At 71.0% G+C, this 12,651-nt stretch carries 15 protein-coding genes; 8 read left to right on the top strand and 7 right to left on the bottom strand.

Going from position 1 to position 12,651, the window contains the following annotated elements; translation table 11 throughout:
• Positions 1-14: 14 nt before the first annotated feature.
• From ACZ3II_RS26665 to ACZ3II_RS26655, 3 genes are all read right to left on the bottom strand, one after another.
• A complete protein-coding gene (locus tag ACZ3II_RS26665; protein ID WP_465520469.1) occupies positions 15-773 on the bottom strand; it encodes a solute carrier family 23 protein in 759 nt (252 codons plus the stop codon).
• Positions 767-1,369: a solute carrier family 23 protein gene (locus ACZ3II_RS26660; RefSeq protein WP_465520468.1), complete on the bottom strand. Its 603-nt coding sequence runs from the start codon at positions 1,367-1,369 to the stop codon at positions 767-769. The genes ACZ3II_RS26665 and ACZ3II_RS26660 overlap by 7 nt, the downstream gene beginning before the upstream one ends.
• A gap of 72 nt (positions 1,370-1,441) precedes the next feature.
• Positions 1,442-1,714: a hypothetical protein gene (locus tag ACZ3II_RS26655; RefSeq protein WP_465520467.1), complete on the bottom strand. Its 273-nt coding sequence runs from the start codon at positions 1,712-1,714 to the stop codon at positions 1,442-1,444.
• 163 nt (positions 1,715-1,877) lie between these two features.
• Here ACZ3II_RS26655 and ACZ3II_RS26650 point away from each other — a divergent pair, with 163 nt between their 5' ends.
• The 3 genes from ACZ3II_RS26650 to ACZ3II_RS26640 all read left to right on the top strand — a co-directional run bounded on the left by ACZ3II_RS26650 (position 1,878) and on the right by ACZ3II_RS26640 (position 4,401).
• Positions 1,878-2,237, top strand: a complete 360-nt coding sequence (locus ACZ3II_RS26650) for a hypothetical protein (RefSeq protein WP_465520466.1) — start codon at positions 1,878-1,880, stop codon at positions 2,235-2,237.
• A gap of 95 nt (positions 2,238-2,332) precedes the next feature.
• The gene (locus tag ACZ3II_RS26645; protein ID WP_465520465.1) at positions 2,333-3,364 is read left to right on the top strand and encodes an alpha/beta fold hydrolase; all 1,032 of its coding nucleotides are present in this window, start codon (positions 2,333-2,335) and stop codon (positions 3,362-3,364) included.
• Positions 3,365-3,462: 98 nt separating this feature from the next.
• Positions 3,463-4,401, top strand: coding sequence for an endonuclease/exonuclease/phosphatase family protein (locus ACZ3II_RS26640; protein ID WP_465520464.1), 939 nt, complete (start codon positions 3,463-3,465; stop codon positions 4,399-4,401).
• A 144-nt stretch (positions 4,402-4,545) separates the two neighbouring features.
• Here the strand turns inward: ACZ3II_RS26640 and ACZ3II_RS26635 are convergent, their stop codons facing one another.
• The gene (locus tag ACZ3II_RS26635) at positions 4,546-5,127 is read right to left on the bottom strand and encodes an HAAS signaling domain-containing protein (protein WP_465520463.1); all 582 of its coding nucleotides are present in this window, start codon (positions 5,125-5,127) and stop codon (positions 4,546-4,548) included.
• A 167-nt stretch (positions 5,128-5,294) separates the two neighbouring features.
• Here ACZ3II_RS26635 and ACZ3II_RS26630 point away from each other — a divergent pair, with 167 nt between their 5' ends.
• The 3 genes from ACZ3II_RS26630 to htpG are packed head-to-tail and all read left to right on the top strand — an operon-like array spanning position 5,295 to position 8,663.
• Positions 5,295-6,179 (top strand): ABC transporter substrate-binding protein, encoded by an 885-nt coding sequence (locus ACZ3II_RS26630; protein WP_465520462.1) that lies wholly within the window; start codon positions 5,295-5,297, stop codon positions 6,177-6,179.
• A gap of 46 nt (positions 6,180-6,225) precedes the next feature.
• Positions 6,226-6,768 (top strand): SMI1/KNR4 family protein, encoded by a 543-nt coding sequence (locus ACZ3II_RS26625; RefSeq protein WP_465520461.1) that lies wholly within the window; start codon positions 6,226-6,228, stop codon positions 6,766-6,768.
• A gap of 59 nt (positions 6,769-6,827) precedes the next feature.
• On the top strand, positions 6,828-8,663 hold the full coding sequence (gene htpG, locus ACZ3II_RS26620) for a molecular chaperone HtpG (RefSeq protein WP_465520460.1): 1,836 nt from the start codon (positions 6,828-6,830) through the stop codon (positions 8,661-8,663).
• Positions 8,664-8,703: 40 nt separating this feature from the next.
• Here the strand turns inward: htpG and ACZ3II_RS26615 are convergent, their stop codons facing one another.
• Positions 8,704-9,579: a PfkB family carbohydrate kinase gene (locus ACZ3II_RS26615; RefSeq protein WP_465520459.1), complete on the bottom strand. Its 876-nt coding sequence runs from the start codon at positions 9,577-9,579 to the stop codon at positions 8,704-8,706.
• A gap of 2 nt (positions 9,580-9,581) precedes the next feature.
• Positions 9,582-9,740 (bottom strand): hypothetical protein, encoded by a 159-nt coding sequence (locus ACZ3II_RS26610; protein WP_465520458.1) that lies wholly within the window; start codon positions 9,738-9,740, stop codon positions 9,582-9,584.
• Between the two features lie 149 nt (positions 9,741-9,889).
• On the opposite strand from ACZ3II_RS26610, the gene ACZ3II_RS26605 reads away from it, so the two are divergent.
• Both ACZ3II_RS26605 and ACZ3II_RS26600 read left to right on the top strand, forming a co-directional pair.
• Entirely contained in the window at positions 9,890-11,404 is a 1,515-nt protein-coding gene (locus ACZ3II_RS26605; protein ID WP_465520457.1) for a DHA2 family efflux MFS transporter permease subunit, read from the top strand.
• A complete protein-coding gene (locus tag ACZ3II_RS26600) occupies positions 11,401-12,000 on the top strand; it encodes an acyl-CoA-like ligand-binding transcription factor (protein WP_465520456.1) in 600 nt (199 codons plus the stop codon). The genes ACZ3II_RS26605 and ACZ3II_RS26600 overlap by 4 nt, the downstream gene beginning before the upstream one ends.
• Here the strand turns inward: ACZ3II_RS26600 and ACZ3II_RS26595 are convergent.
• Positions 11,947-12,597 (bottom strand): TetR/AcrR family transcriptional regulator, encoded by a 651-nt coding sequence (locus ACZ3II_RS26595; protein ID WP_465520455.1) that lies wholly within the window; start codon positions 12,595-12,597, stop codon positions 11,947-11,949. The genes ACZ3II_RS26600 and ACZ3II_RS26595 overlap by 54 nt on opposite strands.
• Between the last annotated feature and the right edge of the window lie 54 nt (positions 12,598-12,651).

The following is a 12,651-nucleotide window of genomic DNA, read 5'->3' as shown; positions in this document are numbered from 1 at the left end:
GCCCTTGATCTTGGTCAGGGTCTGCCGGCCTCGGCGGGAGGGTGGGGATCGGTGGCGGGGGCGGGGCGCGCGTACCCGTTGAACAGCAGGTTGAGGAGGAAGACCACGATGACCGTGGTGGTGATCGAGCTGCCGAAGATGATCTCCAGCTCGTCCGGCATCCGGCTGTAGAAGGCGGGCGCGACCACCGGGATCATGCCGACGCCGATCGAGACCGCGATGATCAGCAGGTTGTTCGTGCCGTCGAACTCGACGCGGCGCAGGCTGCGGATGCCGACCGCGGTGACCGTGGCGAACATGACCAGGGCGGCGGCGCCGATGACCGGCCCGGGGATCGCGGCGATTATCTCGCCGAGCTTGGGGATCAGGCCGAGCAGGACCAGGATGACGCCGGCCGCGGTGACCACGAAACGGCTGCGTACCCGGGTGACCTGGACCAGGCCGACGTTCTGCGCGAACGCGGTGTCGAGGAACGAGTTGAAGACGCCGGCCAGGATGCCGGAGAGGCCGTCGGCGGCGAGACCACGGGCGATGTCGTTCTCGGACGGGCGGCGGCCGACCGCCTCACCGACGGCGAGCATGTCCGCCGTCGACTCGACGTAGATGATCAGCATGACCGTGCACATCGAGATGATCGCGGCGGCCTCGAACTCGGGCGGGCCGAAGTAGAACGGCCGGGCCAGGCCGAACCAGCTCGCGTCGCCGACCCCGGAGAAGTCGACCAGGCCCATGAACGACGCCACGATCAGGCCGAAGATCAGGCCGATCAGCACCGACAGGGACGCCAGGAAGCCCCGGGCAACCGGTTGACCAGCACGATCAGCAGGATGATCGCGGCGGCGAGGGCGAGTTTGTCGAGGGCGCCGTACCCGGGGGCCTCCTCGTTGTTCCCGGCGATCAGGCCGGCGCCCGCGTCGATCAGCGACAGGCCGATCACCGTGATCACCGTGCCGGTGACCAGCGGCGGGAAGAGGTGGATGATCTTCGCGAAGGGTTTGGCGATGAGCAGGCCGAAGACGCCGGCGGCCAGGAAGGCGCCGTAGATCGCGGGCAGGCCGTACTTCGCGCCGATCAGGATCATCGGGTTCAGCGCGGCGAAGGTGGCGCCGGCGACGACCGGGAGACGCACGCCGAGGATCTTCCCGACGCCCAGGTTCTGGATGATCGTGATGATGCCGGCGACGAAGAGGTCGGCGTTGACCAGGATCGCGATCGTGCCCGCGTCGAGCTTCAGCGCGCCGCCGACGATGAGGGGCACGGCGACGCACCCGGCGTACATGACGAGGACGTGCTGCAGACCCAGCACCGTGAGGCGGCCGACCGGGAGCATCTGGTCGACCGGGTGCCTGCTCCCGACTGTTTGCGACATTCCGCGGATTCTCGGGACGCTTTGTTTACGGCAGAGATCCGCGTGTTGCTTCCCGGTGAACTTCCGCTATGTCTATGCACACCCCGGCCCGGCGGCCACGCCGTCGACGATGCGGTACTTCGAGATGTCGCCCCGCACATAGCCCGTGATCTGCCGGATCGAGGTCGGCGCCTCTCCGTTGTTCATCAGGTACCCGGTGATCGCCGTGTTCACGGTGCGACAGGTCGCCTGGTCGGCCACTACCTGGACGCGTGACTGCGTCTCCGCGGGATTCAACGCGACGTAACCAACGCCGCAAATACTGAGAGTGATGGCACTGGTCATCGCAAGCTCGATCAAACGCACCGTCGCAGGTTAGTCATGATCACGCAAAGTAGGCATTGGGCCGTTCGGCTGAGATCAACAACTCTGTGTGATCAACGGGTGGGGCGAATGAATCGACGTGAGCCAGTGTCAGGGTGGTACCTTGATTACTCACCGCAACGGTCTGATAGCGCTGGAGGATCCCATGCGTCGTGCCGCTGTCGTTCTCGCCCTCGTCTTCGCCGGCCTCTGGATCGCCGCCCCGGCCCAGGCCTTCGCGCACAACGCCGTGCACAACCCGGCCCTGCACGCCGTGCTCGACGGACTGACCCTGCTGGTCGTCTCGTCCCCCGTCTGGACGGCGATGCTCTGGGCAGGCGGCCGCCGCTGGCTGCTCGCCGCGCTGATCGGGGTGGTTCAGATCCCGGTCGCGATCATCGGGTTCGTGCCGATCGCCAACCCGTACCTGCACCTCGCCCTGTTCGGGATCGCCCTCGGCCTGACCGCCGTCTCGCTGCGCGTCGTGCGCTCGCAGGCCCGGGCCGCAGCCGCCGCGGCACGATAAGGGCACCGAGGAAGGACCGGGCCTCTCAGCGGCCCGGTCCTTCGATGTGATGACGGCGTAACCTCGCTGTCAGTGAGCCTCCCCACAATGAACCCGTGGTACACGAGACGATGATGCCGGTCAACGGCATCCAGGTGTGCGTGGAGACGTTCGGCGAGGCCACCGATGCCCCGCTGCTGCTGCTCGCGGGTGACGCGAGCCCGATGGACCGGTGGGACGACGAGTTCTGCCGCCGGCTCGCCGCCGGCAACCGGTTCGTGATCCGTTACGACCACCGGGACACCGGCCGGTCGACCTCCTATCCGGCGGGCGCGCATGCCTACTCCGGCGCCGACCTGATGGACGACGCCCTCGGCGTGCTCGACGCGCTGCGGGTGCCGGCCGCGCATCTGGTCGGGTTCGCGCTCGGCGGCGCCCTGGGCATGCGCATCGCCGTGCGGCGCCCGTCCCGGGTGCTGAGCCTGACCCTCATCGCGACCAGCGCCGACACCCAGGGAGCGGATCCGGCGCCGGTTGCGGTCGGCGGCCCGGTCCCGGTCGTCGTGGCCGCGGTTCCGGGCGGCATCCGTACGGTCGAAGCCGCACCCACCCCCGACCCGGACCCCCTCCTCCCCGACACATCACCGCCCGGCCCCGATCTGCCCGGCGTCTCGTCGCCCGGCTCGCTTTCGCCCGGCGCCTCGTCGCCCGGCGTTGCGCTGTCTCGCCCGGGCGGTGCGCAGGAGCCCGCCGACGCCGGCACCGACTGGTCGAACCGGCGGGCCGCGGTCGCCGGGATCATCGCCGAGCTGCTCGACCACGGCGGCCCGTTCACCCCGGACGAACCGCAGTTGCGGCGGCTCGCCGAACGGATCTTCGACCGCTCCGCGGACCTGGCGGCCACCCGCCTCAACCACCGGCTCGCCGGTTACGGGCCGCCGGTGCGCGACTCGCTCGGCGCCATCGAAGCGCCGACGGTGGTCCTGCACGGAACCCTGGACCGGCGGTTCCCCGCCGAGCATCCCCGGGAACTGGCCCGCCGCATCCCCGGCGCCCGCCTGGTCTGGCTCGACGGCGTCGGCCACGAACCCCCACCCCGCGCGGTCTGGAACCAGGTCCTCACCGAGATCCTCGACCTCGCCGCCTGACTCGCGCCCCCGGGAAGCTGCTCTCCGCTGCCACCGCGTCGCGCTCGCCCGTCACCGGGGCGGGCGGACTGTTGTGGCCGTGTGCCAGCATCACGCCCGTGCGGATCCTCAAGACCGGTGGGACGGATCGGTTCGGGCGGTTCGTGCTCGTGCCGGCCGCGATCCTCGTCGCGGTGCTGCTCGTGTGCCATCCGATCCTGCCGGGTGGCAGCCTGCTTCCGGCCGTGCTGCCGTGGCTCGGGCTCGCCGTACCCCCGCTCCTGGCCCTCGCCCTCTGGCGCCGCTCCCGGCCCGCCATGATCGCCACCGCGCTTCCGCTGGCCGCCTGGCTGGTCCTCTTCGGCGGCCGTCTGATCCCGGGCGGCCCGGGCGACGGCGACGGGCACGACCTGATCGCCGTGCAGCACAACGTCAGCGACGAGAACGGCGACCCGGCCGGAACCGTCCGGGCGCTGACCGCGACCGGCGCCGACCTGATCGGTCTCGAGGAGGTCACCCCGGAGGCGCTGCCGGCCTATGCCGAGGCGTTCCCCGCCGAGTACCGGTATTTCACCTTCCAAGGGACCGTCGCACTGTGGTCCCGGCATCCGCTCGCCGAGGTCGCCGTTCTGGACATCCGGCCGGCGGATCTCGGCGCCGACTGGAACCGCGGGCTGCGGGCGGTCGCGCGCACCCCGCGAGGCGACATCGCGGTCTACGTCGTGCATCTCCCCTCCATGCGACTCGGTCCGGGCGGCCTGGACTCGGCGCGCCGCAACGAGAGCGCCAGCCGCCTCGGCGCGGCGCTGGCGGCCGAGAAACAGGACCGGATCGTGTTGCTCGGCGACCTGAACGCCACCGTGGACGACCGCGGCCTCGAACCCGTCACGGCCCACCTGCGCACCGACGAGTCAGCGTTCGCGTTCAGCTTCCCGGCGAGCCTCCCCGCGGTCCGTATCGATCACGTCATGGCCCGCTCCCTCGCTGTCGAATCCGTTCGCACGCTGCCGGAGACCGGCAGCGACCACCTCCCCGTCGTGGCGCGCCTGGGGTTCTGACCGCAGCGGGCGCCGCCTGTCACCACGACGGCCGGCCCGGCCTCCTGCCTGAGAACCGTGGGCGCGGCCGGACCCAGCGCTGAGCACGGTAAGGCGGTGTCGAGACACCCCCTAACCGAGACCGGCGCCGCCGCGGGTGTGGGCTCAGCCGGTCCCGCGGAGGGTCAGGCCGGCGGCGACCGAGCCGGCGCAGGAGGCCAGATAGAACAGGATCAGGCCGAGGCCGGTGAACACGCCACCGCCGGCGAACAGCAGGATGACCAGGAAGGTGCCGGCGACCGGGCCGGTGACCAGCAGCCAGGCCGCGGCCTTCTGCGCCGGGCTCCAGCGTGGCGAGCCGGCCGCGATCAGCAGCGCCGCGCTCTGTGCCACGAACGGCAGCACGAACGCCCCGCCGGCCAGCAGCGCGACCACGGTCCGGTCGGCGCCGTGACGGTCGGCGCCGTGACCGCCGGGGGCGGGAGCGGGCGATGGTGGCACCGGCAGGCGCAGGTGGGTGGGGGTGCCGCTGCGGCGCACGGCTGCCACCAGCTGCTCGGGCGGGCCCAACCGGGTGAGCGTCCGCGACGGATCGCCGGCCAGGTCGTGCCGCATCGCGATGTAGCCGGACACGGTGTTCATCAGCTCGTCCCGGGTCGCCGGGGGCAGGTCGTCGCTCGCCGCCCAGAGCGCGGCCAGGTAGTCGAGGACGAGCGTGTCGTCGTGGGCGAGAGGTGCCGTGGACATCGAGTTCCTTCCGCCGGAGTGGACGGCCGGACGGGCGTGGGGGAGGGTCACGCCCGTTCCGGTGCCTGACAGCATTCCCGCCCGCCGGCGCCCGGCGCATCGGACCACGGTTGTAAGAAACGGGGGAGGGCATCAGACTTTGGTCGTAGGCCTGCAGGATGGTGGACATGCGACTGGTCTCTCTACTGCCGTCCGCGACCGAGATCGTCTACGCCCTGGGGCTGGGGGACGACCTGGTCGGAGTCACCTTCGAGTGTGACGAGCCGGCGACGGCGCGGACCACCAAGACGGTCGTGGTGGGCGGCCGGGACACCCGCGGCATGACCCCGGCCGAGATCGACGGCTACGTGCGTACGCAGATGGCGGCCGGTGGCGACCTCTACACACTGCACGCGGACGCGCTCGCCGGCCTGGAGCCGGATCTGATCCTCACCCAGGACCTGTGCCGGGTGTGCGCGCTGCCGTCGGGGCACGTGGACGAGGCGCTGGACCATCTGGGCTGCCGGGCCGCCGTGCTGTCGCTGGACCCGTACTCCCTGGAGGACGTGCTGGCCACGTTCGCCGAGGTGGCGAGCGCGGTGGGCGTACCGCACAAGGGTCTCGATCTGGTCTCCGGTCTCCGGGAGAGGCTCGGGCGGGTGGCGGCGGCGGTCGCGGGACGGGCACGCCCGCGGGTGGCCGTGGTGGAGTGGGTGGATCCGCCGTTCACCGCCGGTCACTGGGTGCCGGACCTGGTGACCGCGGCCGGCGGCGAACCCGTCGCGGCCCGTCCCGGCAAGCGGTCGGTGCAGGTGACGTGGGCGGAGCTGGCCGCGCCGCAGCCGGAGATCGTGCTGGTCACGCCGTGCGGCTACCACCTGGACGGCGCGATCCGCCAGGCGGAGGCGGTGGTCGAGCATTTCCCCGGGGCCGCGGTGTGGGCGATCGACGGCGACGGCCTGGTGGTACGCCCGGGGCCGCGCCTGATCGACGGTGTGGAGGCGATCGCCGCGATCCTGCACCCGGACGCCGTGCCCGCCCCACCCCCGAACTCCGTGCACCGGGTGGCCTGACCTGCGGTTCCCGAAATTGTCGGACCCGCCTGGTATCAATTTCCGCATGAACATCGAGCACGTCGATCCCGCGGTCCTCGCCGAGCTTCGTGACGCCGTCGGCGCTGACGACGGCGGGGCGTCGGCGCTGGGCTGGCCCGCCGTGCACGCCTTCGAGGCCGAGCACGGCGTGGTGCTGCCCGAGCCCTACCGGTCGTTCGTCGCCGAGGTGTCCGACGGCTCGCACGCCGGCCCACCCGACTACGGCCTGGTCGGTCTCGCCGAGCTGCCCGCCGACTACGGCAGCGACGGCTCGGAGCGTGATCTGACCAGGCCGTTCCCGCTGACCGGGCCCTGGCTGTGGGAGGGTGACGAGGAGGAGCCGGATCCGGCCCGGCTTCAGAGCGTCCTCGACGACGGCTCGATCGTGCTCGGGACCGACGGCTGCGCGATGAACTGGCATCTGATCGTCTCCGGCCCGCAGCGCGGCCACGTGTGGATGATCTCCGGGGAGGGCGCGATGCCGTTCGGGCAGGCCGCCGGCGAGCCGGGATTCGCCGGATGGGTGCGGCACTGGGCGTCCGGCGAGGAGTGGTTCGACGCCGGGTGACAGGCCGGTGCGGCGGGCGATTTACGATCGGTGCGTAACACCGGACATGACGGGAACGGGTGACGATGGAGACGTTGGAGTTCCAGGCCGAGGCGCGCCAGCTGCTGCAGCTGATGGTCCATTCGATCTACTCGAACAAGGACATCTTCCTGCGCGAGCTGATCTCTAACGCGTCGGACGCGCTGGACAAGCTACGCCTGGCCAAGCTGCAGGACGGCCTCGAGGCGGACACCTCCGACCTGCACATCGAGGTCGAGGCGGACGCCGAGGCACGCACACTGACCGTCCGGGACAACGGCATCGGCATGACCCGCGACGAGGTCGTGGAGCTGATCGGCACGATCGCCAAGTCCGGCACGGCGGAGCTGCTGACCAAGCTGAAGGAGGCCAAGGAGAGCCCCGAGCTGATCGGCCAGTTCGGTGTCGGCTTCTACTCGACGTTCATGGTCGCCGACCGGGTCACGCTGGTGACCCGCAAGGCCGGCACCGAGGGGCACGGCACCCGCTGGGAGTCCGAGGGCGCCGGCACCTACACGATCGACGAGGCGCCGGACGTTCCGGTCGGCACCACGATCACGCTGCACCTGCGTCCCAAGGACGAGGACGACGCGCTCTACGACTACACCGACGAGTGGAAGATCAAGGAGATCGTCAAGCGGTACTCCGACTTCATCTCGTTCCCGATCCGCAAGGGCGACGAGGTCCTCAACTCGCAGAAGGCGCTTTGGGCGCGGCCGCGCAGCGAGGTCACGGACGAGGAGTACCACCAGTTCTACCGGCACATCAGTCACGACTGGACCGACCCGCTCGAGATCATCAACATGAAGGCGGAGGGCACCTTCGAGTACGAGGCCCTGCTCTTCATCCCGTCCCGGGCGCCGCACGACCTGTTCCAGCGGGACGCCCGCCGGGGCCTGCAGCTCTTCGTCAAGCGCGTCTTCATCATGGACGACAGCAAGGAGCTCATCCCCGACTACCTGCGCTTCGTCAAGGGCGTGGTGGACGCCGCCGACCTCTCGCTGAACATCTCCCGCGAGATCCTGCAGCAGGACCGGCACATCCAGATGATCCGGCGCCGGCTGGTCAAGAAGGTCCTGTCCACCATCAAGGACCTGATGAGCAGCAACCCGGAGAAGTACGCGACGTTCTGGCGCGAGTTCGGCCGGGCCGTCAAGGAGGGCCTGCTCGCCGAGCCGGACAACCACAAGCCGATCCTGGAGATCGCGTCCTTCGCCACCACCCACGGCAGCGAGCCCACCACCCTCGCCGCCTACGTGGAGCGGATGAAGGAGGGCCAGGAGGAGATCTACTTCCTGACCGGGGAGAGCCGCTCCCAGGTGGAGAACTCGCCGCACATGGAGGCGTTCCAGGCCGAGGGCTACGAGGTGCTGATCCTCACCGACCCGGTGGACGAGATCTGGGTCGACGCGGTCCCCGAGTGGGACGGCAGGAAGCTGCGCTCGATCGCCCGCGGCGCCGTCGACCTGAAGAAGGACGAGGAGGAGAAGGAGCCGGAGGGTGACTTCGGGCCTCTCCTCGGCTTCCTCAAGGAGAAGCTGGACGAGCGGGTCAAGGAGGTCCGGCTGTCGCACCGGCTGACCACCTCGGCGGCCTGCCTGGTCAGCGACGCCGACGACATCACCCCGGCGCTGGAGAAGATGTACCGGGCGATGGGCCAGGAGGGGCCGCGGGTCAAGCGGATCCTCGAGCTGAACCCGGACCACCCGCTGGTCGCCGGTCTGCGGGCGGCGCACGAGCGGGGCTCGGAGGACCCGGCGCTGCCGGACACGGCCGAGCTGCTGTACGGGACCGCGCTGCTGGCCGAGGGCGGGGACCTGGACGACCCGGCCCGGTTCGCGAAACTGCTCGCGGACCGGCTCGCTCAGACGGTGTGATCGATTCCCGGCCCGCCGGTGCTGCCGGCGGGCCGGGTTCTCACCTGATCTGTGCCAGCCAGGAGCGTGGGCCGGCGTGGGAGACCCGGATCGCGGCGATGCGGGACGCATAGGCGATCGCCGCGGGCAGGTCGAGGTCGCCGCGGGCGAGAGCCACGGCGAGGGCGCCGTGGAAGGCGTCCCCGGCGCCCGCGGTGTCGACGGCGGTCACGGGCGGTACCGGCACCTCGCCGGCAGCCGAGGGAGCGCTGAACCAGCGGACCGGTCCCGGCCCGTGGGTGATCACGACATGAGGGGCGGCCACGGCGGCGGCGGTGGCCGCGTCGTCCGCGCTCGCGGCGGGGCGATGGGAGGCGTTCGCGGCCGGGTGGCGGAAGTCGGCGGAGCAGGCGACGACCTCGGCGTACGGGAAGACGTCGGTGAAGACCGGCCGCCAGCTGCCCGCGTCGACCAGCAGGCGGCGTGCCGAGCGGGCCGCAGCCACCGCGAGCACCGGATGATGCCCGTCGACCAGGGTGAGGTCGGCTTCCGGCAGGCCGCCCGGTGGGACGGCCACAGCGCGGTTGCCGGCGTTGCGGCTGACGATCGTTCGTTCGCCGGTGGTGGCGTGCACGGTCACGGCGGAGACCGGCGGCGGCTCGGACGAGTCCGGCGACGCGTCGATCACGGTGACCCCGTGGGCGGCCAGGTCGGCCCGGACCAGAGCCCCGAGGGGATGCGATCCGACCGCGCTGACCAGGGTGACCTCGCAGCCGAGCGCGGCCGCGGTGACCGCCGCGTTGGCGGCCGGGCCGCCCGCCGCCACGTCCACCGACTCGGACTGGACCTTCTCGTCGGCGCCCGGGAACCGGGCCACCCGCTGCACCAGATCGACAGTGGCCAGACCGACGAGGAGCAGCCGCGGCGGGGACGTCACGGTCAGCGGTTGAACAGCTCGGTGAAGAACGTGCCGATGTTGCGGAAGATGTCGGCCACGCCGTCGCCGAGGCTGCGGGCCACCTCAGCGGCCGGTCCCGGGTTGGTGCCGATCCAGAAGACGAGCAGGAACACCAGGATCCAGCCCAGAACCTTCTTCATCGGGAATCGATCCTCCGCATGCCGGGTCGCCGGGAACGCCATCCAAGATCGTGGCACAACGCCGCAACGACCCGCAGGCTGGCACGCCGACCCTGAGCATACTCACAGGAAAGTGGTGCCGACTTTCTTTTGAGAGTTACTGTCATTTAATGGCTGCCATCACGAAAGTCACGCCCACGCGCTGGTACGCGCTCGGCGCCCTCGCTCTCTGCTCGGTCGTCATCGGCCTCGACAGCACGGTCCTCAGCGTCGCGCTGCCCACCCTGGCCCGTGATCTCGGCGCCGACACCGCTGACCTGCAGTGGTTCACCACCTCCTACCTGCTGGTCCTGGCCGCCGCCCTGCTCCCGGCCGGGATGCTCGGCGACCGTCACGGCCGCAAACGGCTCCTGCTGATCGCCCTGGTCCTCTCCGGAACGGCGTCCGCCGCCTGTGCCCACGCGCAGAACACCGGCCAGCTCATCACCGCCCGGGCCGTTCTGGGACTCGGGTCGGCGGTGATCATGTCGTTGATCGGCGCGGTCCTGACCGTCCTCTTCGACGAGCGGGAACGCCCCCGCGCCCTGTCGATCTGGGTCACCGCGAACGCCCTCGGCATCCCGCTCGGCCCACTGCTCGGCGGCTGGCTGCTGGACGAGTTCCACTGGGGCGCGGTCTTCCTGATCAACCTGCCGATCGTGGGGCTCGGGCTGATCGCGGTCACCGTCCTGGTGCCCGAGTCGTACGGCGACCGGCGGCGCCGCTTCGACATCCCCGGCATCGCGCTGTCGGTGACCGGGCTGGTCGCTCTCACGTACGGCGTCATCGAAGCCGGGGAACGCGGATGGAGTGACCCGCGCGCCCTGCTGACCATCGCCCTCGGGGTGGGCGCGCTCGTCGCGCTGGTGCTGTGGCAGCGCCGCGCCACGGAGCCGCTGATCGACCTGGCGCTGCTGCGCGACCGGTCGTTCGCCGGTGGCACGCTGCTCGCCACGGTCGCCGGTTTTGCCTTCTTCGGGCTGCTCTTCGCCCTGCCGCAACTGTTCCAGGCGGTCGGCGGCGCGGACGCGTTCGGCACCGGGCTGCGCCTGCTGCCGGTGATCGGCGGCCTGATGGTGGGCGCCCGGATCGGCGTGAAACTCGGCGCCCGGATCGGCGAGCGTCTCGTGGTCGCGTCCGGCCTGGCCCTGATGGCCGTCGCACTGGTGGCGGGAGCGGTGGCACCGACGGGATACGGCTGGGTGGCCGCCTGGATCGCGGTTTCCGGGATCGGCCTCGGATGCGCCATGCCGACCGCGATGAACATCGCGATCGGCGCCCTCGACGTGGAGCGCAGCGGCGTCGGAAACGCTCTGATTCAAGCGATCCGGCAGGTCGGCAGCGCGATCGGCGTCGCGGTCCTGGGCATGGTGCTCAATGCGGGATACCGGGAAACGGTTCAGGTCGGCGGTCTCCCGCCGGAAACCGCGGAAACGGTACGGGCCAGCGCGGCCGGTGGTGTCGCGGTGGCCGGGCGGCTCGGCGATCCCGGTCTGCTCACGTCGGTCCGGGACGCGTTCGTGCACGGGATGAGTCAGTCCCTGCTGATCGCCGGCGCCTTGGCCGGGGCCGGCGCGGTGTTCGCCCTGGTGATCCTTCCGCGGTCCGGGCGGCCCCGTACGGTGCTGGCAGAATCGGGGGTATGACCGCGATCCCGACCAGCCTGCGTGAACGTAAGAAGGCGAAGACCCGGGCCGTGATCCGCGAGCAGGCGATGCGGTTGTTCGAGGAGCAGGGGTTCGCCGCGACCACCGTGGACCAGATCGCGGACGCGGCCGAGGTCTCGCCGAGCACCTTCTTCCGCTACTTCCCGGCCAAGGAGGACGTGGTCCTCGCCGACGACCTGGACGAGGTCATGGTCCGGACCTTCCTCGCACAGCCGGCCGATCTGGCGCCGCTCGACGCGATGATGGCGGCCATGCGGGACATCTTCACCGGCATGGACCCGCAGATGTGGGCGTTCGAGCGCCGCCGCCAGAACCTGATCTTCGGCGTGCCCGAGCTGCGGGCCCGGGCGATGCAGCAGATGACGGAGACCATCGACCTCTTCGCCGGGGTGATCGCGCAGCGGCAGGGCCTGCCGGCCGGCCACTTCCCGGCGCGGGTAATGGCGGGTGCGGCGGTCGGCGCGATGATGGCGATCATGCCGTCCGGGGTCAGCGCCCAGGGCGTCAGCCCGGCGGACCACTCACGGATGGAGCAGGCCCTGACCCTGCTGCGCGACGGCCTCCCGCTGGACTGAGCCCGAGCGGTTCTTCCGCTGGTCTGAGGCCGAGTGGGTTTCTGCTGGTCCGAGGCCGGGCGGGTTGTCGGCGGGGCTGAGGCCGAGTGCCGCCCGGGCCGCCGTCAGCACCCGGTCGGACAGGTCGGTGCCCTCGGTGGCGCGGGCCAGGACCAGGGCGCCGACCATGGTGCTGAGAGCGGCCAGGTCCGGCTCCCCGTCGGCTCCGAGCCGCCGGGCGAAATTCTCGACCCCTTGGGCGTACGCCCACCGCGTCGCCTCTCCACCCGCGGCCCGTGCCACGTCCCCGCCGAAACCGGCGGTCGGGCACCCGCCGCCGGGGTCGTCCCGGTGCGCAGTCGTCAGATAGGCGTCCATCACGTCGTCCCGGTCCCGCGCCGTGGCCGCCTGCTCCGCGAAAGCGCCCGCCACCGCCTCCGCGACCAGCGCTTCCTTCGACGCGAAGTGCTTGTAGAACCCGCCGTGGGTGAGCCCCGCCTCGGCCATCACGTCGGCGACGCTCACACCGGCGATCCCGTGCTCGCGGAACAGCCGGGCCGCGGTGGCGACGATCCGTTCCCGGTTGCGCGCGGCCTGTTCCTTCGACACCCGTCCCATGCCCGCAACTATAGATGAGGTGTGTCATCTATTACCTGGTGCGCTTTAGATGAT

It is taken from the genome of Actinoplanes sp. NPDC019969 (assembly GCF_055562375.1).
The sequence above is the reverse complement of the archived record's forward strand: the minus strand, read 5'-3'. Positions and strand labels throughout refer to the sequence as shown.